We start from the raw sequence: 24,347 nt of genomic DNA, 5'->3' as shown, positions 1-24,347 counted from the left end.
TTACTATTTTAAAATCTTTATTTCTGCTGAAACAATAATGGCGCGAACATAAATAAATCGTGTCGCCAAACCGGCCAGGTATGTCCGCCTGAATATTCACTGTATTTATATTTTATTCCAAATTGGTCAAACTTGCTCCGCATTATTTTACAATTTTCAAAAGCAATATCTTCTTTACCACCCATCGAAATCCAAAATTCTTTGATATTAGAATTGATCGTCGCAACATTATTTTTCATAAACTCGTACTGAGGTTCTGATAAAACGGGATTATTTGCCCACCACCCTGAACTAAATACACCGATATAAGAAAACATATCTGAATTTTTGACACCGGTATAAAGTGTTTGCAATCCTCCCATTGATAATCCGGCTAAAGCTCTGTTTTTAGAATCTTTCGCAACTTTAAAATGGTTTTCTACAAAAGGTATTGCTCCTGTTTTTAATTCGTTTTCAAAAGCTTTAAGTGCATTTTCATTAAAACCAGCAACTCCTCCTGTATTTCCCATATTGCCGTCAAGCATGGCAATTATCATTGGATTTGCTTTATTTTCGGCAATTAAATTGTCTAAAATTAAATTAGCCTTCCCCTGAGTTGCCCAACCGGTTTGATCTTCACCTCCGCCATGTAACAGATATAAAACCGGATATTTTTCTGTAGAATTTTCATAACCCGGTGGTGTGTAAACATACATTTCACGCCACGAATTAGTTGCCTTTGAAAAATATTTATTTATTCGAATCTCACCATGCGGAACATCTTTTAAAGCATAAAAATCTCCTTCTTTATTTGGAATTTCAATACCGCTTGCCATACGCCCCATTCCATAGAAAGTTTGGCTGGCAGGATCAGCAACAGCTACGCCATCAATCAGCAGGGAATAATAATTAAATCCTTTGTTTATCACATCTGTAGTTACAGTCCAAAATCCTTCTGAGTCTCTAGTCAGATCATATTTCCTGCCCAAATCGATTTGCACTTTTGAAGCTTGGGGAGTTGTGACTTTAAAAATTACTCTGTTATCGGGTAATATTTGAGGATATTTTGCATTACGGATATTGGTTTGTGCAGGATTGCCTAAAAGCGTGTACGCCGAAAAAACAGACTGATCAACTGTTTTAAATAAAAACTGTGAAAACATATATAAACCGTTTTTCCACACTTTAAAATCATGAACTCCGGGTTCGATGTAATAAATATGCGGCACATCATTTTTGTATAAATAATCGTGAGTTCTTTTACTGTTCTCAATAAGCCAGTCATTATCTCCACAGGAAATCCAAAGCAGTTTTAATTTCTTTTTTGCTTCTTCAGGATTATGAAGCAGTTCTTCGGGCTCCTTAGTATTTGGTGCAGCCGAGAAAGCACCTACCCATGCAAATTTGTCTAAATTCCCTAATCCAAAATTTAGGGATTGTCCGCCGCCCATAGACAAACCGGCAATGGCACGGTGTTCCCTGTCTTTGTAAATTGGATATTTTTTTTCTATAAAAGGAATCAGATCATTTAATAAATCTTTTTCGAAAGTAGCAAATGCCTGTACTTTATCCGGTGCCATTATGTTTCCGGTTGCACTGTCATCTTTCATTGCCCTGCCGTTTGGCATTACAACAATCATGGGTTCAATTTTTCCTTCGGCATAAAGATTATCTAAAATAATCTGTGGACTTCCGCCGTTGAGCCATTCTTTTTCATCTCCGCCTATTCCGTGTAAAAGATATAATACAGGATATTTTTTCTTTTTATTGAATCCCGGAGGCGTATAAACAGTAACTTTTCTAATCGTCCCTACTGTTTTAGATTCATAACTAATGCTTTCTATTTTTCCTGCTGGTATACTAGTATTTAATTGATCAAAACCAAGCGGAGCCTGTACTATGAAAGGCGCTTTGCCTTCTGAGAATTTATATCCCAAAAGAGAAAGCATTTTCCCGGCATAACGTCTTCCTAATTCTCTGTAACCTGGTGCATTAAAATGTAAAAAATCAGGTTCGGCAGTGCATCCTTTAGATGAAATTACATACGTATTTTCTATTGTTTTTGGCAGTGTGGCAATAATTTTATTCATGCTTCCACATTTACCGTTTTGGTCTTCGTTTACGGTTTCTCCTGAAAGTAAGGGCACTTTTTTAGGATCCAGATTCAGATCTTTCATTAAATTATCATACACAATTTTCACCTTTTTTGGCCAAAGTGTGTCGCCAGTATTCGATTCTCCCTGATGCAGCAGAATTCCTTTAATGATTCCTTTCTTTTGTGCTATTTTTGCCAACTCCACAAGTCGTTGATATGGATTTTCGTTGTATTCTTTAAGTATGCCTTTCATCCAGTCTGGTGCTGTTGCAATATATTCTGCTGACTTGTCTTTATCAAAAAGTTCAATTTTACAGCCTCCAACCGCTACATTGATAACGCCCACTTTTATATTTTTTGGAAGATTGGCAACCATATTACGTCCAAAATAATCCACTGGTGTTAGTCCGGTATTACAGCGGCATAAGGGCGGTATGGCAGTATACCAAGTTCCCATTGTGCGTTTAAGTTCAGGACAATTGACTGCTTGTAAAACCTGAAACCTATCATCGACACCCACTTTATCCTGTGGTTCTATTTTAGCATATCCTTCCATATTTGATTGGCCAAGGCTCAAATAAATATGAAAATCAGCATCTTGAGAATACCCTTTTTGCACTATTGAAAGAAGAAAAATAAATGCGAAAAACTTAATTATTGATTTCATTTTATCGTTATTTTTATTATCAAAAAATCATTTAAAATCTGGATTGAAACAGGTAAACAATTAAAAAAAGGAAACTATTATTTAAATAAACTGAGATCTATCGCTTCTCCCATTCTGAGATAACCTGCTTCGTTTGGATGCAAAAAATCACCATCATGCATGTTTGACAAAATAGTTTTTGAACCTTCTTCTGAAACCATTGCTTTATCAAAATCAATTACAGCATCAAAGGCTTTACTGTTTCGAATCCATGCATTTACAATATCACGGGCTTCTTGTTTGTGTGGTGCATCATAAAATGATTTCTCAAAGGGTAAAATAGTACAACCGTACACTTTAATTCCTTTTGCATGTGCTTTATCGATCATCACTTTGTAAGCTTCAATAAGTCCCTGAGCTTTAACAGGCACATCTTCAGGATTTTTAATACCTCCAATATCATTGATTCCTTCCAGAATTACAAGCCATTTTACGCCTTTTTGCGAAAGCGCATCTCTATCAAAACGATTCAATGCAGTAGGACCTAATCCGCCTTTTACAACGCAATTTCCTCCAATTCCTAGATTCAAAACTCCTATATGTTGTGTTTTTTTATTTGCCAATAATCTTGCAGATAAGATATCTGTCCATCGATTTTGTTTATTAGTGCCAGATCCCCGACCGTCTGTAATGGAGTTTCCTAAACAAACTATTGTCGCAGAAGATTTATTGGCAATGACATCTAATCCCATAATCGAATACCAGTGATCTGTTTTTATGGCGCCATCAAAAGTTTCATTTTGGATATTATCTCCCTGAAGAATGTAAGAAGTGGTACGTGAGCCCGGATGTCCGGATGTTTTTACTGAAGTCGCTCCATAATGAATTGTAATCGCCAGAAGCTGACCTGGCTGCAAATCAAAAGCAAAAGCATCCGAAAATACTTCTTGCTCCGGATTTATTGTTATTTCAGAATTTCCATTAAAGCTAAGTGTTTTTTGAGTTTTTAGATCAATAATTGGCGCATTGACAACATTTGCAACGCTAACCGATTTCAAAACTGTTGGCTGATCACTAAAGATATTAGAAAAACGCAATCTTATATGTTTTCCTCCTATAGAAACTCTAATAATTTGCCGAAGTGTGTTTTCTGAAAGACCCGGGGCAGGAGGCATATTATTTGGTTCTACCTGCATCTGCGCACAAGCCCATGTACCAACCCAATTCTCATTGTTTGATTTGCTTTGTGCTATTAGGGATGACTGATTAAATATACATCCCAAAAAGAAGAGGTGCATAAAAAACAGTCCTTTAAAATATTGCTTTTGCATGTTTAACGTTTTAATAATTATTGACTACTTGGTATTTTATGCTGCAACTTATTATTGTGGCTGGGCATCATTTGCTGCAGTTGCATACAATCCTACCAATGCTCCTGTAAAACCTCCTGCCATATTTGTTGAAAGTATATCTCCTGAAACGCTTTCGCCTAAATTTTTAAAATCAGCATCGTTTAGCGCATAACTAAATTCGTAACTGTCTCCCACTGCTTTTACCTGTAAACGCACTGGCTTTTTGATTTCAATTTTGGCACTTGCAATGATTTTTGATTGTCCTTTTTCTGTTCTTTCCAACAGGATGTAGGTATCTTTTCCTTTTTTTGTTATACCAAAAACATAATTAAAACGCTCGTTCTGCAAGCATACAATTCCAGCCAGATCCTTTTCAGATTCGGGTTTATAATCTATTGTTGATGCAAAAGAAAACGTGTTGTGCATTTGTCTGTAAAAAAGTGTCGAAGTGGGTTTGACTTCTTTAATATTTACTTCGAAAGGATTAATCTGAAGTCCTTTTTTAGTTACAGTAATAAAGTTTTCTCTTGGTCCTCTAAGTCCTATCCATCTGTAATCTAATTTATCAGAGGTAAAATTTTCAGTAAACGTAAAATTACCATTTGGAAAAAAGCCGTCTTTACCCGTTTTGTTTTCACTAACTCCTTTTGGCATTTTTATTTTTGGCTCCAAAGGCACTAATCCGTTTTCAAACACCGGAAAAGTTCCTGACCAGTCTACAGGCAGCATAAAAGTTTCACGGCCTGTATTTACTCTGTCTTTATCATTAGGACGGACACCCAGAAATACTCCGTAATATTTATTATCAGGTCCCTGAACTAAATCTGCATGCCCGGCCCAATCTACTTTATTGGTTCTGTTTTGAGGAAAATATCTTTGAGTAAGAATCGGGTTATTTGATGCCGGCTTAAAAGGCCCTTTGGGATTGTCACTGATAAAAATAACTTCACTATGATTTCCTCCAGTACCTCCTTCGGCACACATTAGATAATAATGACCGTCTTTTTTATATAAATGAGGCGCTTCTATCCAGATTGGTTTTTTAGAAAGATCTACACCTGCATCTACTATAATTTTATCCGTACCCTGAATTACCTGATCTTTTACAAGATCATATTCCCAAATTTTAATAACACGGTGTCCCTGATACAGTTCTTTTCCGTTATCCGGAGCATCATTATGAACTATATATCCTTTTCCGTTATCATCAAAAAATATACATGGATCAATTCCTTCAAAACCTAATTTTATTGGGCTTCCCCAACCTTTCATAGGATCTTTTGTTTTTACTATAATATTGCCCAGACCTCCTGAAAATGCTGTTACAATCATGTAGAAAGTGTCATTGTGAGGATTATAGGTTATACCTGGTGCGTAAACTCCGGCGCTAATTCCTGTATCATGCGGATTAAATTCGGAAACTTTATTTAATACCCCGCCAAGGTCTGTCCAATTCACTAAATCTTTAGAATGAAAAATGGGCACTCCCGGAAACATGGCAAATGAAGAACATACCATAAAATAATCGTCTCCTTTTCTGGTAATTGCAGGATCAGGATAACATCCCTGTAAAACCGGAGAATAAAACTCATCTGGTTTTAATGGATTATTTTTATAAATATTATCATCTCCCTGATAAACAACATTAGAAAAAACAGGTGCTTTTTGAGTTTGCCTTTTTATAAGGCTATCTTTAACCTGTGTTCCTTTAAACGAAAAAAGGAATAATAATGGTAATAAAAAAAATAGTTGTCGATATTTCATTTGTACTAGCTCATTTATTATTAACATCTCTTTGAAAATGTTAGGTTATAATTTAAAATATTTAAAAGCCGAAGGAATTACCCCTCGGCTTCAAACTAAGCAAACGTGAAAAAACCAACTTATAAGGCTACTCTGTAAAATCAACACTTATAATAGGATCAAATTTGCTTTTGAAAAAAGATTAATAGCCCGGATTCTGGTAGGCTTTCTTATCTGCATCTGACATTTCCATACCGTCTAATTGTCCTTGCGGAATAGGGCGCAGATAATGATGGGGTTCTATAGTTCTTGTAACCACCTGTGGTGTATGCTGTCCGTAATTTGATCCGCCAATTGTATATTTTCCGGCAAGTTCATTCCATTTTTGAGTTCTTACTAAATCATACCAACGATAACCCTCGCCATAGTATTCACGGGAACGTTCTGCCAGAATGTAATTGATATCAATTATGGCAGGAGTTGTACTTGTTAACAAAGCGCTATTGTCTGCCGTTTTTGCCACTTTACCATTATTATCCCAGCGCCATTTTCCTGCACGGGCTCTTATCACATTGATAAGATCTCTTGCTGATACAGCCCCGGTTGCTCCTTTTACTGCAGCTTCTGCCGCAACAAAATAAAGTTCTGAAAATTTAGCCACCGGATATGGTCTTGTACTTCCTGCATTTGGCTGTCCTAATCCTCCGGCATTATCAGTACGGTATGGCCCTTGTTTCCATAAACCAGGATATACTATCCTGCTTATTCCCGATGGAGAAATTACATAATCAGATCTGCCTGGTAAAACTCCGGCACCCACACCGTTATCGCCTGCTCCGGCAGGATATGTAATTGGTGTTGCGGGTTCATCATTAAGAAAAGTTACAATAGCATCGCCTGGTTTTACCGGTAATCCGTTAGCATTATACAATGTTGCTACGTCGGTTAATCCTGTTCCAAGTAAATTCCAGTTTCCACGATAAACAGTTGCAAATGTTCCGTCATATCTTGAATCGTTTGCTTTGTCTGCAAAAGTGTTTGTAAAAACTTCAATAGGCGGTACCATTCTTACCCACGGACGTCCTAAGAATTGATCAGCCGCACGCTGCACAGTAGAAACCGCAGCTCCGGAAGCATTTTTACTTCTTATAGCCGTATAATTCCATGTTCCCATCCAGCCTGCAAAGTTATCCGGTGATCCTCCGCTGCCGTAAGTAAGACTTGCTCCATTATAATATTCGCTTTCCTCTGTATGATCTGCATAAAGCATTAATTCTTTATTACGATCATTAGATCCTAAGTTTACATCATAATAATAAGGCAATAATGCATACGATCCCGGATTATTAATTCCCTCTAAAGCTATATTATACGCCTGTTGAAAATACCATTGTGCATTGTGTCCGTCAGGATCTGTTCTTGGCGTATCAGGATATGTAGGGATATTGTTTGGATTTTCTAACCACCATGCATATGTCAGATAAGCTTTTGATAAGATTAAACGGGCTAAAGTTTTAGTTGCCGTACCTGTTAATCTTGGAGTATTAGGCAATTCATTTACTGCTGCTACTAAATCCGGAAAAATAGCTTTTGTGTATACCTCTGTTACCGTATTTCGTTTTGAAGATCTTGACGGTTTACTATTAAATTTCAGGTCTCCTGTTCCTAAATCTAAAGGAACACCTCCAAAATTCTGTACTAATAAAAAATAATCAAAAGCCCTGAAAAATTTAGATTCGGCAATTAAACTACTTGCTACACCTACTGCTGCGCCATTTTCGATAATTCCGCTTGCGGTATTGATATCGTTATATGAATTGTTCCATACTACATCGGCTCTGCTCGAGGTGGCATTAATGACTCCAACTCCGGATAAATCATGATCTTTGAAATTTCCGTCGGCTTGTTGTCCATAAGTATTTTCATCTGTACCTGTCTGAACAGAATTGTAATAATAAGCCTGCCCATATATCCAACGTAAATGAGCATAATGCGAGGTTAAGCCCTGTAAAACTCCCTGTTCTGTTTTAAAATAGCCAGGTTCATAAAAATCATGTGGTTTTTCTTCTAAAATATCAGAGCAGCCTGCAAAGGAGAACAAAACTACTGATCCTATAATTAAATTTTTAAAAATATATCGTTTCATAGTTCTTCTTGATTAAAATGTTAAATTAAGTCCGAATAAAAAATTTCTGGTCGAAGGTGTATTTGTTCCAATAACCAAAAACCTGCGTTGGTATGAATTTACTGCCTGATTTTCATCTCCAAAAGAATTTGTTTCAGGATCCATTCCAGACTTTTTGTGATAAGGAGAAAAGAATACAAAAGGATTCTGAGCCGTAAAATAAAGTCTTAGTTTTTCAATACCTAAACTTTTCATGAATTGCTGATCTAAAGTGTATCCAAGTGTTAAGGCTCTGATTTTTACGTAAGATGCATCAAAATAGCCCATTGTTGACATATATTTTGGGTTATCTCCGCTTCTGATACCTCGTGGATTTGGAAATTCCGCATCTCTGTTATCCGGTGTCCAGTAATCTACATCGACATTACTTCTTCTACCATTTAGAAGATTTAAATAACTATTACCTCCATAAAGTGTACTGACTAATATCCCTCCGCTTTTAAATGCTCCAACAGCAGAAAAATCGAAACCTTTATAGGTTAAACTGGTATTAAAGCCTCCTTGAAAGTCCGGATCAGTTTCTATTATTTGTCTGTCACTTGCATTAATGGCACGTGTTGGTGAACCATCCGGATTGTAATCTCCTGTATATTTAACTTTGATAGATCCTACTACTGTTCCCTGCTGGTTGATACCTGTTGGTCCAGGTTCATATGTAGACATGTATGGATCACCTTCTTGCCAGATGCCTACTTTTTGATAATCATAAATAGAATTGATATTGTAACCTACAAACCAAGAGTTGGCTTCATCTCTTTGAGATCCCGAGGCAAGTTTAACTAACTTATTTTGGTTAGCATATAAATTAACTCCAACTGTCCAGCTCAATCCTTTTGGATTATCGAGAATAACACCGTTCAAAGATATTTCATATCCCTTGTTTTCAGTCTCACCAACATTGGCAACATAACTGCTCACTCCTGATGTTGCCGGTAAGCCTACTCTTTGCAGTAAATCTTTTGTATTTGTTTTGTAATATTCGATCGTACCTGATAAACGATTATTAAGAAATGCAAAATCCAATCCGTAATTCCATGTTGTCGAATATTCCCATCCTAAATTAGGATTAGGCAATGTTGTAACATATACGCCTGTAGAATTTGTAGTTCCAAAATTATAAGGTCTTGTACTTAAAGCTCCCAAAGTTTGATACGGATCTACAGCCTGATTAGAAGTTTCTCCATATCCTGCACGTACTTTTAGTAAATTAATCCATGAAAGTTTTTTTACAAAGGATTCATTTGAAATTGTCCATCCCGCAGAAACAGCCGGATACGTTACCCATTTATTTCCTTTTGCTAATCTTGATGAACCATCTGAACGAATTGTTCCCGAAATAAAATATTTATTATCGTATGAGTACATTGCTCTGGCCATATAAGAACTTAAACCCCATTGTGTATAATCCTGATTTGCAGGATTTATAACAGCTTCCTCTTCACTTTGTCCTAAGTTGTAAAATTGAAATGCATCCGAAGTAATTCCGTTTCTTGATACTTGCGAAGTATTTCCTGTAAACTGCTCGTTTGAATATAATCCAACAAAATTTAAAGTATGTTTTTCTGCAAAAGTTTTATCGTATGTTATCAGGTTTTCAATAAGCCATTGTGTTGATAATGTGTTACTAATGGATGCATTAGAGATCGTAGTAGGATTTACATCAAATACTCCTTGTCCTTCATAATACCCACTATTAGACAAACGTAAATTTAACCCAGTGTTCATACGATATTTCAAACCTTGTACTCCTGGTATTTTCACCTCGGCAAAAATATTATTATAAGAACTAAAAGCTCTGGTTTGATTAACATAGGATTCTCCTAAATTATTAATGGACTCTCTGGTGTAAACCCAGTTCTCATCTGCTCCCATTCTAACGGTTCTTTTTAAAGATCCATCCGGATTATAAGGATTGGCTAATGGAGAGGTTGCCAGAATAGTCCCTGTACCTATGTTATCTCCATTGGTCACAGCATAGTTACTATTTGTATTAAATCCTATACGAAAAGCACCTCCCAACTGCTGATCTAAACCTGCTCTAATACTAAAGCGTTCATATTTTTGGCCCGGCAGTACAGACTCTTCTTTGTAATAACCTAAACCTGCATTATAAGCTCCGTTCTCCGTTCCTCCGGAAACACTAACGTCATGACTAATCATTTCACCTGCTCCGTAAAGCGAATTCTGCCAGTCTGTATTTGTGCCTCTTGATTCATCAATTCCATCTGTATATAAAGTTGAATAATCACGAAGTGCTGCAAACTTAGCACCATCCATCATATCGTATTTACCAAAAACTTGCTTGATACCACTGAATCCATTATAATTAAATGTAGCTTTTTGATTTTTACGTCCTTTATTACTTGTAATTAATATTACCCCATTTGCACCACGCGAACCATAAATAGCAGTTGCAGAAGCATCTTTTAAAACATCGACAGATTTGATATCAACAGGATTTATATCTCCTATAGAACCTGCAAACGGAACTCCATCCAAAACAATTAAAGGATCATTGCTTCCGGTTAAAGATCTGGTTCCGCGTATGCGTATCTGCATTGCTGCTCCCGGTTTTGTAGAAGTTTGTGTTAAATCTACACCGGCAAGTCTTCCTTGTAATGCCTGAGTTACGTTGGCAGCAGGTACTTCATTTAATTCCTTGCCTCCAATAGATGCTACAGATCCTGTTACGGCTTCTTTTCTTTGCGTTCCATACCCAATAACAACTACTTCTTTTAGAGTACCTGTATCTTCTTCGAGTTTTACATTAATCTGGGTTTGTCCGTTTACGTTTATTTCTTTGTTTTTTAAACCTATAAAGCTGAAAACAAGAACTCCATTAGAAGGCACATTCATAGAATAAGTACCGTCAAAACTTGTACTTACACCATTTTTTGTTCCTTTTAAATTTATGTTAGCTCCCGGAATTGGGCCATTGGCATCCGATACAGTTCCGGTAACTTTTGTCTGCGCACTCAAATGGAGTGATATCGCAAACATTAATATCAAAAAACAAAAGCCTTTTAGATGCTTCGTTTTACTTGTAACAAAAAAGTTAGTCATAAAAATTAATGTTAGATAGTTAAAATTTAATTTTGGTTTAGTTAATAAGTGTATTTATAACAAATATAAAAAAAAGGAGTTAATACACAATCGGTTGTTTATTATTATTTTAAATATTTCATAAAAAAAAGTACTTTAAAAAATATTTTGCGCAATTAATAACTTAAAATAGTAAACAATACCTATCAACTGAATTAATTTTAATTGCAATTTTAGTAATTCTGAGGTATTATTTACATTTAATTAAAAAAAACATAAAAATAAAACTGAATAAGCTGTTATCACAAAATAGTTCTTTTTTAAAGTAAAAATATTGTTAAAAAAGAGATAAACAGGATAACAAAGCCTTATATATGCCATTAATAAGCATTTAACCTTGCTTTCTTTTGTAAAAAAAACAACCAAAAAAGTCATAAAACAATCGGTTGTTATTAAAAACAGAAAAGCTTCTTTTAAATTGAATTTAAAAGAAGCTTTTGCAGTTATAAAAATGATTTAAAAACCAGTAACCTTGATTTATTAAACTAATAATAAGAATATTATAGCTTCATTTTTTTGGCATCTTCAATAAATTGATTAAGCCCAATATCGGTTAATGGATGTTTTAGCAGCCCTTTAATTGCAGAAAGCGGTCCGGTCATAACATCTGAACCTACTTTTGCACAATTTACAATATGCATGGTATGTCTTATCGAAGCGGAGAGAATTTGGGTTTTGTATTCATAGTTATCATAAATTTCCCTAATCTCCTCAATTAGATGCATTCCGTCAGTTGAGATATCGTCTAGTCTTCCTAAAAAAGGAGAAACATAAGTTGCCCCTGCTTTGGCTGCCAGTAAGGCTTGCCCCGCCGAAAAAACCAATGTTACATTGGTTTTGATTCCTTTTGACGAAAAATATTTACAAGCCTTTACTCCATCTGCAATCATGGGTAACTTAACCACAATTTGCAGATGTAATGCAGCGAGTTCTTCACCTTCTCTTACCATTCCTTCAAAATCTGTTGAAACAACTTCTGCCGAAACATCTCCGTCTACAATAGTACAAATATCCAGATAATGTTTCAAAATATTATCTTTTCCAGTAATACCTTCTTTTGCCATTAAGGATGGGTTTGTTGTTACACCATCTAAAACGCCTAATTCCTGTGCTTCTTTAATGTCTTGTAAATTGGCAGTATCTATAAAAAATTTCATGCTTTTGGGTTTTAATTTGGTTAATTATTGCGCACATCTTTGTCAAAGTTTTAAACTTTGACAAAGATGTGCGCAAAATGTTTATCAGATAGTTGTTTCAGAAATTAACTTTCTACAACTATCACATATCTATTATTAAATATACTGATTGATAATATTCTCAAACAATTCCTGTTTACCGCTTTGCAATGATAACTCCCCATTTTGGTTGGCAATATCATACAAATCTTTAAGGTTTAATTTCCCATCAGCAAAGTCTTTTCCTTTTCCTGCATCAAATGAACTGTATCTTTCTTTTCTTAATTTTTCATACGCAGAAGAAGTAATAATTTTATCTGCAGTCAATAATGCTCTTGCAAAAGTATCAGCACCACCAATGTGAGCCAGGAAAACATCTTCGATATCTGTAGAATTTCTTCTGATTTTAGCATCGAAGTTTACCCCTCCGCCTTGTAATCCGCCAGCTTTCAAGAAAACCAGCATCGCTTCTGTAGTTTCCTGAATGTTATTTGGGAATTGGTCTGTATCCCAACCGTTTTGATAATCTCCTCTGTTGGCATCAATACTCCCTAACATTCCGGCTTTTGCAGCCACTTCCAGTTCATGCTGAAAAGTATGTTGCGCCAATGTTGCGTGGTTTACTTCGATATTGATTTTGAAATCTTTATCTAAACCATATTCTTTTAAGAATCCAATTGCTGTTGCCGAATCAAAATCGTATTGATGTTTTGATGGTTCCATTGGTTTTGGCTCAATGAAAAAAGTTCCTTTAAAACCTTGCGATCTTGCATAATCTCTGGACATGGTTAAAAATTGTGCCATATGATCTAATTCTCTTCCCATATCTGTGTTCAATAAAGACATATAACCTTCACGTCCACCCCAGAATACGTAATTTTCCCCATCTAAAGCAATCGTTGCGTCCAAAGCCAATTTTACCTGACCTCCGGCTCTTGCCACTACATTAAAATCAGGATTTGTAGCTGCACCATTCATAAATCTTGGATTCGAAAAACAGTTTGATGTTCCCCAAAGCAATTTAATTCCAGAGGCTGTTTTTTTCTGTTTTAGATATTCGGTAATGGTTGCCAAACGTCTTTCCGATTCTGCAAACGTTGGTCCTTCGGCTACTAAATCATAATCGTGAAAACAGAAATAATCAAATCCCATTTTGCTGATAAACTCAAAAGCGGCATCAGCTTTATCTTTCGCTGCCTGAATTGGATCTGAAGATTGATCCCAGGCAAAATTTTGCGTTCCCGGACCAAACGGATCACTCCCTTGTCCGCAGAAAGTATGCCAGTATGCAATAGCAAATCTAAAATGCTCACGCATTGTTTTTCCGGCAACAACCTGATCCGGATTGTAATATTTAAATGCTAATGGATTATCAGATTCCTTGCCTTCAAATTTAATTTGACCAATACCTTTGTAGTATTCTTTATTTCCTAAAACTATCATTTTTTTATTTTTTACGTGTTAATATAAATTCTAATTCTTGTTTCCATTTTTGATACGCCTTGTCATAAGGCTCTTTGTTTTTTAATGGTAAAAAAGTCATTACGTGATCGTTAGTTGTAATACTTGATCCAAATTTATTGTAATCACCATCTTTTAAACCAACTGCTCTTGCTGCGCCAACGGCTCCGGTTGTATTGTAAATTTCGATTTCATGACCAATTAATGTTGCCACTGTATTAGAGAAAATCTCAGAGCGGAATAAATTATCATTTCCGGCTCTAATTACATTTATTGTCGCATTGTCCTCTTTCAAACATTCCATTCCATACACAAACGAAAAAGCAATTCCTTCAAGAGAAGCCCTGAACAAATGCATACTATTGTGAATATTCAAGTTGAGATTTAAAAAGTGTGTTCCAATGTTTTTATTGTTAAACATACGCTCGGAACCATTTCCAAAGGGAATCACCACCACTCCATCAGATCCAATGGCAATTTTAGATGCTTTTCGGTTCATTGATTCATAGGTTTCATCACCCATATTGTTTCGCAGCCAACGGTACTGAATTCCGGCTCCGTTAATATTTAATAATTTTCCAATTCTTGGTGTTTCCAATTCGTAATTAACGTGAACAAAATTGTTTACTCTATTTGTTTTATTACCCGTAGACATATCGCTTACAGCATAAAAAACTCCCGAAGTTCCGCCCGTTGCAGCAACTTCACCAGGATTCAATACATTTAATGACAAAGCATTATTAGGCTGATCTCCCGCTCTGTATACCACAGAAATACCTACAGGAAGTCCTGTTTCTTTTGATGCTTTTTCGTTTAAAACGCCTTGATTGGTAAAATTCTCCACAATATCCGGCGTCAATGATTGATCGATTCCGTAATAATCCAACAGCCAGTTGGCCACTTTGTTTTCTTTATAATCCCAAAGCATTCCCTCGGACAAACCATTTTTTGTCGTTGTAATATCTCCCGTAAGTTTATATGCGATATAATCTCCCGGCAGCATATATTTATATACCTGATTATAAATTTCAGGTTCGTTTTCTTTTACCCATTTGAGTTTTGAAGCCGTAAAATTTCCCGGAGAGTTCAACAAGTGCTCTGAGCATTTTTCGGGTCCAATTTCGGCGAAAGCCGTATTACCAATTTCAACGGCACGACTGTCGCACCAAATAATAGAATTTCTAAGTGCATTTCCGTCTTTATCCACAATAACCAATCCGTGCATTTGATAAGAAATACCAATTCCCTGAATTTTAGACGCTTCGATATTAGCTTCCCGAATCGCTCTTTTTGTTGCCACGCAAATGTACTGCCACCAAATTTCAGGATCCTGTTCTGCCCAGTCCGGATGCAATGACACAATTTCCATTTCGTTTTGCGGTTCGTGCAAAACGATTATTTTTTTTCCTGTAGCAGCTTCAACCAAGGCAACCTTGACCGAAGAGCTCCCTATATCATATCCTATATAATACATAACTTATAATGATTTTCTTAAATTAAATTTGTAGGCAAATAACACCATATAATACAATTGAAATTGTAATAATTTGGCAAAGATTTTGTCATTACAGAAATGACAATATTGTGTTTAAGCTTTGCGATTTGCGTCTTTGCGAGATTAAATTTTAGTTTATAAAAGCTTAACTTAATCACATTGACTTCTATCCCCTCACGCAATCGTTACTATAAACCCGACAAAACACTATTTTTGCAGAAGAATATCGCAATCATAAACAATACTTTAAAAATTAAAATTGAATTCATTGTACGATAATAATTCATGATTCTGCAAATTCAGACTGTAAAACCTTGCCGCTCTGTGCGAAACATCTTCTTCTTTTTCGTTTGAATCATGTACGATTCCTGTCTGCAAAAGCTTTCTTCTAAAATTTGATTTGTTTATTTCGATTCCCAAAATCTCTTCATAAAGATTTATGACCTGTAGTAACGTAAATTTCTCCGGCAGTAAATTAAATCCTATGGCGCTTTTGCAAATACTTGCCCGCAATTCTTTTAAACTAAAATCTAATATTATTTTATGCTTGTCGTTTAAACCGATAATTTCATTAATACCAATCCACTTGACATCAGAATTATAGGAATCCTTGATCTGATTATCCTGCTTTACCAAGGCATAATAGGCAATCGAAATATCTTCTTGTAATGAAGGTGATGGCTTATAACTAAACGCTTTTAACTGCTCTAAGAAAAAATGATCACCGCCTGTATAATTCTTCAAAATATTATGAGCTGTACTCAATATTGTTTCCCCTTTTTTTATGTAATCACTGGTCAGTCCCCAAGTTACAACTCCTTCATTATCTTCCTGCTTTACTAATAAAACCTCAAGACTGTTATGATCAAAATTAAATATTACGCAATCAATTTCGATTTTTTTAGTACTATATTGTTTAGTGATTTTTTTAGCTCTTTCATCTCCCTTTTCCATAGAAAATAAATTTTAAACTATTATTGTTTTCAATTGACAAAGACCTTAGTCTATTGCTCTTCGTATTCCATAGGGATCTATGGTAACAATTTTTCCATCTTCGCGATAATCGATTTTGGTTACTTTCATACTCCTTAAATGAGTTATCCCTTTTGACAAACTCGAATCATGATAAAATAAATACCACTCCTCCTCCACTTTACAAATAGAATGATGCGAAGTCCAGCCAACTACCGGATTTAAGATTCGGCCCTGATAAGTAAACGGCCCATATGGACTATCTCCTGTGGCGTAACAAATAAAATGAGTGTCGCCTGTAGAATATGAAAAATAATATTTCCCGTTATACTTATGTACCCAGGAAGCTTCAAAAAAACGTTTGGCATTATTTCCAGCCATTAGTACCTCACCGTTTTCATCCAAAATTTTAATTTCTTTTGGCTCTTCGGCAAATCCCAACATATCCTGCGTCAATAACGCTACTATTGGGCCTAAAGCAGGCTCATTATCCGTTGGTTCTTCATAATTCTTATCATACTTATTGTTTCTGTATTTTTGAAGTTGTCCTCCCCAAATACCTCCAAAATAAATATAATGCTCTCCGTTATCGTCCTCAAAAACAGCAGGATCAATACTATAACTTCCTTTAATAGGCTCAGACTCCGGTAAAAAAGGGCCAATAGGTGAATCGCTGCTTGCCACTCCAATCTGGAAAATTCCGTCAGCACGTTTGGCAGGAAAATACAAATAATATTTTCCGTTTTTACAAGCTGCGTCAGGTGCCCACATTTGTTTTTCTGCCCACGGCACATCGTTTACATGCAATGCCACACCATTGTCCAAAGTTTCTGAATTGATATTTTCCATTGAAAACACATGATAATCTTCCATACCAAAATGATCTCCATTATCATTAAAAGGAATACCGGCATCGATGTCGTGTGATGGGTAAATATAAATTTTACCATTAAATACATGTGCAGATGGATCTGCTGTATAAATATGGGATACTAAGGGTTGTGAAATGGCTTCTTTATTAATTTGCTCGAAATTAATTTCTTCAATACTATCTTCAGGCATAGTCTTTTTTTTGTTTTATATAAAATAATTAAGTTCTTCTTTCTTTTAAATCGGCCTCTATTTGTACTTCTGTTTTTTTATCAATTTTATAGAAAAATAACAGGGCAACACCAGTTAAAAAAGGTATTGCAGGAAAAACGCTGACCAATAATTTGATTCCGTTTATAGCAAAATCTGTTTGGATTAGAGAATTTGGCACATAGTGAAAATATCCTAAAAACAAGGTTGTCAATGAACCGCCAATACTTAAACCCGCTTTTAAACCTACCATCATAGCCGAAAAAATAATGGCTGTAGCGCGACGCTTATTCAGCCATTCTGAATAATCAGCAACATCTGCAATCATTGCCCAGAGAAGCGGAATTGTGATTCCGTAGAAAAATCCGTGTAAAATCTGAGAGAAAAAGATAAAGCCAATGGCTCTTGGCGAAAAGAAATAAAAGGCGAGAATAAATAAGGTCGAAATGAATAAAAACAAACCAAATATATTTCTCTTGCCATATTTATCAGCCAGGTTTTTAGACAAAGTAATTCCGACGATCATAAAGATAATTCCGCCTGCATTAAACAATCCAAAACCTGCAGAAACGGGATCATTCCCAAAATGATTTAATCCTATTTTCGACAGCACTTCTAAGATGGGCTGTATAAAAAGTGCCAGCTGTTTTTTATCTACATAATTTTCAAAATAGTACACATAAGATCCTCCTTTCATGGCCAAAGTGATAAATACTAATGTTGTAAGACTTAGCATGATTACCCAAGGCTTGTTTTTCATTAAATCACTCAGGTCTTCACGAACACTGGATTTTTGCTCCGGTTTTGGAATAATGCGCTCTTTTGTTGTTAAAAATGTGATGAGCAGCATAATTGTACCAATGATTGCTAAAACGGTCATTACTTTTTCGATACCAATAGCCTTGTCTCCGTTTCCGGCACTTTTGATAATTCCGAGCATGAAAACCTGAACAAAAAATTGGGCAAACATTACCGCTACAAAACGATAAGAAGACAAACTGTTTCTTTCTTTCATATCGCCCGTAATTACTCCGCTTAAAGCCGAATAGGGTAAATTGTTACTGGCATAAAAAAGCAGTAATAAAGTATAGGTTACAACGGCATAAATTACTTTTCCCTGATAAGAGAAATTTGGTGTTGTAAAAGCCAGTAATGCAATAACACCTAGTGGTATGGCTGTTATTAATATCCATGGTCTGAATTTTCCCCATTTTGTAATGGTCCTGTCTGCCAGTATACCAATAATAGGATTAAAAATGAAAGCTGCAATTAGTCCTACAACGAGCATAATAATAGAAGAATGCGTGGGAGACAATCCATAAATATCAGTATAGAAATAAGCCAGATAGGTCATCAAAGTCTGGAAAACTAAATTTGCAGCAAGGTCTCCTAAACTATAGCCGATTTTTTCTTTAATGGATAATTTTTGTGAAATGTAATTCATTATTTATGTGGTTATTTTGGCTTGAAATTAGATTTTGTTTTTCTAAATTCGGAATAGATAATTAGTACTAAAAAATCGAATATTTCTTTAAACAATCGGTTGTGTAAAATTATACAAAAAATCAGAATAAACAACTGCGTTATAAACTATTAAATGAATATAATCAATTAACACATTCGGTTGTGTATTTATTAATAAAAAACGTTTTTAAGCATCATTTTTTATTATTTTATATCATTCTGCTTTATTACGTCGTAGTACGCTTTCTTGGGTTTCAGGTCTTTATCGAACAATAACGGATAATTTGTTCTGCCTTTTATAGGCCAGTCGTTTAACCATGATTGCCCATCATGAACTCCCCAAAATGTTACACGGCTAATTTTGTCTTTGTGTTTTAAAAATAATTTAAAGATTGAAACATAACGTTCCGCTAGTTTAACCTGCACAGAATCCGGAAGTATTTTAGGATAAGGGTTCATTTTAGTATCCCCTTCAAAATTCTGATTAACATCAGCGCCATTTAAATCTTTTGGATTTGGCAATACCGAAATATCAAGTTCCGTGAATGCAACTTTAACACCAAGGGCAGAATAGGCTAAAATACTTTTCTCAATTTCATCTAATGATGGATAATTCAATTTCCAATGTGCCTGAATACCTACTCCGTCAATTTTTCCTCCACCTGCTTTGATCTTTTTGATTAAATTAATATTTCCTTCTCTTTTTGCCGGCTCTTCATTATTATAATCATTGTAATATAAATCAACTTTTGGATCTGCGGCGGCGGCTAATTTGAAAGCATCAACAAGGTATTTTTCTCCAAGTGTATTTAAAAAAATCGATTTTCTTAAAGTTCCGTCTTCATTTAAAGCCTCATTAACCACATCCCAGGAATCAACTCTACCTTTGTATTTAGATACAATTGTGGTGATATGATCTTTCATAAAAGCTTTCATTTCGGTACTATCTTTAATTTTTCCCATCCAAGGTGCCAATTGGCTGTGCCAGATCAAGGTGTGACCGTGAATAAACATTTTATTCTTCTCGCCGTAGGCTACAAACTTATCCGATAATGTAAAATCGTATTTGTCTTTTGCAGGATGTATAAACATCGATTTCATAATATTCTCTGCCGTTATCGCATTAAACTCCTTTTTAATCAAAGAATCTTCCTTGGTGTTTTTTTCTTCAATCTGATCTTTACTTAAAGCTGTTCCTATATAGAAATCATTTTTATAGCTGTCTTTTAAGGAAATGGCTTTTACTTCTTTTTTTGCATTACAGCTGCTTAAAATTATGACAGACAAAAGCAACAGATGGTGATTAATTAATTTCATTTTTCTGGTTATAAGGTTAATAGTTTATTTTTATTACTCTATTTAATCGTTTTGCAGCAACTCTTTCAGCTTATAAGCAATTCCAATTTCGAGACCTCTTAATTCGGCTAATCCTTTTAATCTTCCTATCAGAGAATAGCCAGGATAAGTTTCTTTTGTTTCATCAACAGCATGCAAAAAACCGTGATCGGGACGCATGGGTAAACTCACTTTTGTTTTGTTCATTAAAACAAGTAGTTTTTCTACAATAACTTCCATTTTTGTATCACCTTTTAAATGTTCCGATTCCCTGAAAATAGTTTCACTTTCGCGCAAAGTATTTCGAAGATGCAAAAAGTGAATTCGGTCTCCATGATTATCTATAATTTTTTCCAGATTATTTTCAGGATTTGCGCCTAAAGAACCGGTACAATAACACAATCCATTTGAGTGTAAAGGAACTGCTTCAAAAATTGCTTTAATATCATTTTCCGTAGAAACAATTCTTGGCAATCCCAAAACCGAAAATGGAGGATCGTCAGGATGAATCGCTAATTTTGAACCTAATTCCTGCGCAATTGGAGCTACTTCTGATAAAAAATAAATCAGGTTTTCTCTTAGTTTTTCATTACTTATATCAGCATAATTATCTAATAACGAAAGAATTTGTTCTGCCGTAAAATTGATTTTACTTCCCGGAAGTCCTAATAACACATTTTTGAACAATAATGCTTTTTCATCTTCAGAAAGTTTGTTACCAAATCTCAGTGCATTTTCCTTCTCAACTTCAGCATAATCGTTTTCAGCATTTGGTCTTTTTAAAAGATAAACATCAAAGTAAGTAAACGCTTCCTGATTGTATAACAAAGCTTTACTTCCATCTTCATTTACAAAATCATGATCTGTTCGAACCCAATCTAAAATGGGCATAAAATTATAGGTGATTACTTTAATGCCACAATCCGAAAGATTCTTTATACTGATTTTATAATTTTCGATGTATTGCAAATAGTTTCCGCTTGCTCTTTTAATCTCTTCGTGAACCGGTAAACTCTCTACAACTGTCCATTCCAATCCTGCCTTTTTAATGATTCCCTGTCTTTCTTTAATATCGGCAATTGTCCAAATAGCTCCAACCGGAATTTGATGCAAAGCCGTTACAATTCCCATTGCTCCGGCTTGTTTAATATCTATTAATTTTACAGAATCCTGAGGACCAAACCAACGCATGGTTTGTTGCATTTTTATCATGATATGTATTGTTTTTGATTAAAAACCAATACTATTTCCGCCATCAACCGGCAAAATAGTTCCGGTTGTAAATTTAGATTCGCTTGACGCAAAATAAAAAACTGCATCTGCAATATCCGAAGGTTCTCCTAAAATTCCCATTGGAGTTCGCGAGAGCACTTTATTTTTTCGTTCGGGATCACTGTCTAAAGCTTTTGCCGACATTTTTGTTTTGATAAAACCCGGAGCCACACAATTGACACGAATGCCAAAGGGAGCCAATTCTACAGCCATCGCTCTTGTCATAGATTCTATTGCGCCTTTACTTGCCGAATACGCAATTACTTTTGGGATTCCGTATTGCGACGCCATTGAACTAATATTGACAATATTTCCTCCATTATTTTCTTTCATGTTTTTTACTACAGCTTTACTCACAGCAAAAACACTCAGCAAATTAGTATGGATTATCGATAGAAAATCTTCATCGGTTACATCCAAAAACTCTTTCTTTAAATTAATTCCAGCATTATTCACCAAAATATCGATTGGATTATTTTTTGTTATGCTTGTAATGATGGCAGGAATTCCCGCGATATCATTCAAATCAAATAAAACCGGAATTGCATTTGGACCAATTTCTGCACAAGCTTCTTCTGTCTTTTCTTTTGATCTTCCAATGATATACGTTGTGATTCCGCTATCACATAATTTCTTCGCTGTTGCAAAACCCAAACCTGAATTTCCTCCGGTTACAATTGCGGTTTTTGTGTTCATATTACTTTCTTTTATATAATTAATTTCCAGGTGCAAACGGAAATTTTAATGATTTGAAATACTCTAAAGTTTGCGTTGGTTTTTCTACTCCAACCGGTAATTCTTTACCCGAATATTGCTGAAAATATAGCAAGCAGGCATCTCGCCACCATTTTGCTTCTTTGTATTGAATTTCCAGTAACATTTGCACTTCTTTAAAACGTTCGCTGTCAAGATATTTTTCTGTTTTATTCCAGGTATTTTGCATTTCCTGAACCTGATTTACACCTTCTTGGTATTTTAAAGCCAAACCGTTCCAGAGTGTCTGACCATTTTTTAATTTGTAATCCCACGAAACATGGTGAAACCATAATAAATCCTGTTCAGGGCACGTTTCGAGATTATCAAAAACCTTCTCTACTTCTGATGCATATTGACTTGTGGCATTTGTTCCTGTTTTTGATCTGTCAAAACCAATTCCGTTTTTATCAGCTTTGTGATAATAAGTTGGATTCCATTCTGGTCTGGATAAATTAGAAACCCAAGGTCCCGGACCATAATGATGCCCTGTGTCCATAATATGATGTAACCCAAGTGGCGTCATATAATTTACAACCGCTTCTCTTGACTTCATCATTATTTCCTTAACTGGTTTAATCAAGTTTTCATTGTTCGAAAAAGTACATCGCAACCATTCATCAGCAATTACATCCGAATCTAAGTACGGATCCCATGCTAATCTCCCAAAGCCGTACCAATTTGCCTGTGCAAAAGGATGTCCGGTCCAGTTGAGATCATTGCCTATATTTGAAACCCCAGCAATTCCGGTAAGTTTCCTGGGACTTAAAGATCCGTCAATTACTTGGGCAACCGTTGAACCTTTCCCCTTTTGATAGGTATCTGATTCTAAAACTTCCTGAAATAATTTTGGCAGAAAAACCAAGTGTGTACTAAAACCTAAATATTCCTGCGTGATTTGAAATTCCATCATTATCGGCGTTTTTGGCATTGCGCCAAATAAAGGATGAAAAGGTTCTCTGGGCTGAAAATCTATTGCGCCATTTTTTACCTGAACAATTACATTGTCTTTAAATTTCCCGTCATACGGCTGAAATTCAGCGTAAGCTTGTTTAGCCCTGTCATTTACATCATGTTCAGAATATACAAATGCTCTCCACATAATTACACCTCCAAAAGGCGCTACGGCATCGGCTAACATATTGGCTCCGTCAACATGATCTCTTCCGTAATTTTGAGGTCCGGGTTGTCCTTCAGAATTTGCTTTTACCAGAAATCCTCCAAAATCCGGAATTCTTTTATAAATCTCTTTTGCTTTCTCTTTCCACCAATTGGCTACTTGGACGTCTTTTGGATCGGCTGTTTTTAAACCGCCAATTTCTATAGGTGCCGAAAAACGGGCAGTTAAATATACTTTTATTCCATAAGGACGAAATACATTAGCTAAAGCTTCTACCTTCTCTAAATATTGCGAAGTTAAGATCAACGCATTTGCATTTACGTTGGTCAAAACTGTTCCGTTAATCCCGATTGAGGCATTTGCTCTGGCATAATCTATATATCGCTGATCGATAAAACCAGGTAACTTTTGCCAATTCCATAACGAAAAACCAGCATAACCACGCTCAACAGTTCTGTCCAAATTATCCCAATGATTTAATATTCTGATATTTATCTTTGGTGAATCAATAATATTCAAATTTTCAATCGATTTATTGATTTGAATTAACCTCAGAAAGCTGTAAACGCCGTATAAAACCCCAACATCACTTTTTCCGGTAATAATAATTTGTTTCTTATTTTTTAAGGAAACTGATTTAATAATGAAACCTTCTTTATTTATTAGATCAAAACTCCCGATTTCTTTTTGAATTTCCGGACCAAGCGACTCTTTAGAACCGATAATAATATTACGACCTTCCTCAGTTATTGGTTTGTTTTCAAATTTCTTCCCTAAGATCTCACCCAAACCTAATTGTAATTCTGCACAGGCAATTTTTATAGTCTCTGAATTGCCAAAAGAAACAATTCCCTGAATATTGGAAAGGTATTCTCTCGCTAAGTCTGGGTCAGTAATTATATTGTATTGCAACCATAATTTATAATCCTTTTGAGCCGAACCGGACCAACAAACTGCAAAAAGGAGTAAAATGGATTTGAAAAAAGTCTTTTCTATTTGCGTCATTTTATTAGCTGCGATTTTTAAATTTTATTTTTCAAATGCAAATTGTAGATTAAGCTAAAAATATTATTATTTAGCAAAAAAAATGCTAAAAAATTATACTATTAAGAATATTA

At 35.3% G+C, this 24,347-nt stretch carries 15 protein-coding genes; all 15 read right to left on the bottom strand.

All coding sequences use genetic code 11. The features are described 5' to 3' along the window. Positions 1-17: 17 nt before the first annotated feature. The 15 genes from LPB88_RS03370 to LPB88_RS03300 all read right to left on the bottom strand — a co-directional run bounded on the left by LPB88_RS03370 (position 18) and on the right by LPB88_RS03300 (position 24,234). Positions 18-2,741 (bottom strand): alpha/beta hydrolase-fold protein, encoded by a 2,724-nt coding sequence (locus LPB88_RS03370; protein ID WP_230712389.1) that lies wholly within the window; start codon positions 2,739-2,741, stop codon positions 18-20. A gap of 77 nt (positions 2,742-2,818) precedes the next feature. Then, complete coding sequence (locus LPB88_RS03365; RefSeq protein WP_230712387.1) at positions 2,819-4,051, bottom strand: SGNH/GDSL hydrolase family protein; 1,233 nt, start codon at positions 4,049-4,051, stop codon at positions 2,819-2,821. Positions 4,052-4,102: 51 nt separating this feature from the next. Beyond that, a complete protein-coding gene (locus tag LPB88_RS03360; RefSeq protein ID WP_230712385.1) occupies positions 4,103-5,836 on the bottom strand; it encodes a glycoside hydrolase family 43 protein in 1,734 nt (577 codons plus the stop codon). A 181-nt stretch (positions 5,837-6,017) separates the two neighbouring features. Then, a complete protein-coding gene (locus tag LPB88_RS03355; protein WP_230712383.1) occupies positions 6,018-7,961 on the bottom strand; it encodes a RagB/SusD family nutrient uptake outer membrane protein in 1,944 nt (647 codons plus the stop codon). A gap of 12 nt (positions 7,962-7,973) precedes the next feature. Continuing rightward, positions 7,974-11,063, bottom strand: coding sequence for a TonB-dependent receptor (locus LPB88_RS03350; RefSeq protein ID WP_230712382.1), 3,090 nt, complete (start codon positions 11,061-11,063; stop codon positions 7,974-7,976). A gap of 539 nt (positions 11,064-11,602) precedes the next feature. Next, positions 11,603-12,259, bottom strand: a complete 657-nt coding sequence (gene fsa, locus LPB88_RS03345) for a fructose-6-phosphate aldolase (RefSeq protein ID WP_230712381.1) — start codon at positions 12,257-12,259, stop codon at positions 11,603-11,605. Between the two features lie 135 nt (positions 12,260-12,394). After that, entirely contained in the window at positions 12,395-13,720 is a 1,326-nt protein-coding gene (gene xylA / locus LPB88_RS03340; protein WP_230712380.1) for a xylose isomerase, read from the bottom strand. Positions 13,721-13,724: 4 nt separating this feature from the next. Beyond that, entirely contained in the window at positions 13,725-15,212 is a 1,488-nt protein-coding gene (locus LPB88_RS03335; protein ID WP_230712378.1) for a xylulokinase, read from the bottom strand. 267 nt (positions 15,213-15,479) lie between these two features. Beyond that, positions 15,480-16,187 carry an NUDIX domain-containing protein gene (locus LPB88_RS03330; protein ID WP_089350373.1) on the bottom strand — a complete coding sequence of 236 codons (708 nt, stop codon included), beginning with the start codon at positions 16,185-16,187 and terminating at the stop codon, positions 15,480-15,482. Positions 16,188-16,232: 45 nt separating this feature from the next. After that, positions 16,233-17,267, bottom strand: a complete 1,035-nt coding sequence (locus LPB88_RS03325) for a glycoside hydrolase family 43 protein (RefSeq protein WP_230712377.1) — start codon at positions 17,265-17,267, stop codon at positions 16,233-16,235. Positions 17,268-17,295: 28 nt separating this feature from the next. Next, positions 17,296-18,729: an MFS transporter gene (locus LPB88_RS03320; RefSeq protein ID WP_230712376.1), complete on the bottom strand. Its 1,434-nt coding sequence runs from the start codon at positions 18,727-18,729 to the stop codon at positions 17,296-17,298. Between the two features lie 224 nt (positions 18,730-18,953). Beyond that, positions 18,954-20,066 (bottom strand): endo-1,4-beta-xylanase, encoded by a 1,113-nt coding sequence (locus LPB88_RS03315; RefSeq protein WP_230712375.1) that lies wholly within the window; start codon positions 20,064-20,066, stop codon positions 18,954-18,956. Between the two features lie 42 nt (positions 20,067-20,108). Continuing rightward, complete coding sequence (gene uxuA / locus LPB88_RS03310; protein WP_370635809.1) at positions 20,109-21,296, bottom strand: mannonate dehydratase; 1,188 nt, start codon at positions 21,294-21,296, stop codon at positions 20,109-20,111. Between the two features lie 18 nt (positions 21,297-21,314). Next, entirely contained in the window at positions 21,315-22,052 is a 738-nt protein-coding gene (locus LPB88_RS03305; protein ID WP_230712374.1) for an SDR family NAD(P)-dependent oxidoreductase, read from the bottom strand. Positions 22,053-22,071: 19 nt separating this feature from the next. After that, positions 22,072-24,234 carry an alpha-glucuronidase family glycosyl hydrolase gene (locus LPB88_RS03300; RefSeq protein WP_230712372.1) on the bottom strand — a complete coding sequence of 721 codons (2,163 nt, stop codon included), beginning with the start codon at positions 24,232-24,234 and terminating at the stop codon, positions 22,072-22,074. Positions 24,235-24,347: the final 113 nt, after the last annotated feature.

This window comes from Flavobacterium sp. JAS, assembly GCF_020991455.1.
Taxonomy (GTDB): Bacteria; Bacteroidota; Bacteroidia; order Flavobacteriales; family Flavobacteriaceae; genus Flavobacterium.
This window is presented reverse-complemented; position numbering and strand designations above follow the sequence as displayed.

Bases quoted from the DNA above. Each gene is read 5' to 3' on its own strand.
- LPB88_RS03370 (WP_230712389.1), bottom strand. From the start codon at position 2,741: ATGAAATCAATAATTAAGTTTTTCGCATTTATTTTTCTTCTTTCAATA.
- LPB88_RS03365 (WP_230712387.1), bottom strand. From the start codon at position 4,051: ATGCAAAAGCAATATTTTAAAGGACTGTTTTTTATGCACCTCTTCTTT.
- LPB88_RS03360 (WP_230712385.1), bottom strand. From the start codon at position 5,836: ATGAAATATCGACAACTATTTTTTTTATTACCATTATTATTCCTTTTT.
- LPB88_RS03355 (WP_230712383.1), bottom strand. From the start codon at position 7,961: ATGAAACGATATATTTTTAAAAATTTAATTATAGGATCAGTAGTTTTG.
- LPB88_RS03350 (WP_230712382.1), bottom strand. From the start codon at position 11,063: ATGACTAACTTTTTTGTTACAAGTAAAACGAAGCATCTAAAAGGCTTT.
- fsa (WP_230712381.1), bottom strand. From the start codon at position 12,259: ATGAAATTTTTTATAGATACTGCCAATTTACAAGACATTAAAGAAGCA.
- xylA (WP_230712380.1), bottom strand. From the start codon at position 13,720: ATGATAGTTTTAGGAAATAAAGAATACTACAAAGGTATTGGTCAAATT.
- LPB88_RS03335 (WP_230712378.1), bottom strand. From the start codon at position 15,212: ATGTATTATATAGGATATGATATAGGGAGCTCTTCGGTCAAGGTTGCC.
- LPB88_RS03330 (WP_089350373.1), bottom strand. From the start codon at position 16,187: ATGGAAAAGGGAGATGAAAGAGCTAAAAAAATCACTAAACAATATAGT.
- LPB88_RS03325 (WP_230712377.1), bottom strand. From the start codon at position 17,267: ATGCCTGAAGATAGTATTGAAGAAATTAATTTCGAGCAAATTAATAAA.
- LPB88_RS03320 (WP_230712376.1), bottom strand. From the start codon at position 18,729: ATGAATTACATTTCACAAAAATTATCCATTAAAGAAAAAATCGGCTAT.
- LPB88_RS03315 (WP_230712375.1), bottom strand. From the start codon at position 20,066: ATGAAATTAATTAATCACCATCTGTTGCTTTTGTCTGTCATAATTTTA.
- uxuA (WP_370635809.1), bottom strand. From the start codon at position 21,296: ATGATAAAAATGCAACAAACCATGCGTTGGTTTGGTCCTCAGGATTCT.
- LPB88_RS03305 (WP_230712374.1), bottom strand. From the start codon at position 22,052: ATGAACACAAAAACCGCAATTGTAACCGGAGGAAATTCAGGTTTGGGT.
- LPB88_RS03300 (WP_230712372.1), bottom strand. From the start codon at position 24,234: ATGACGCAAATAGAAAAGACTTTTTTCAAATCCATTTTACTCCTTTTT.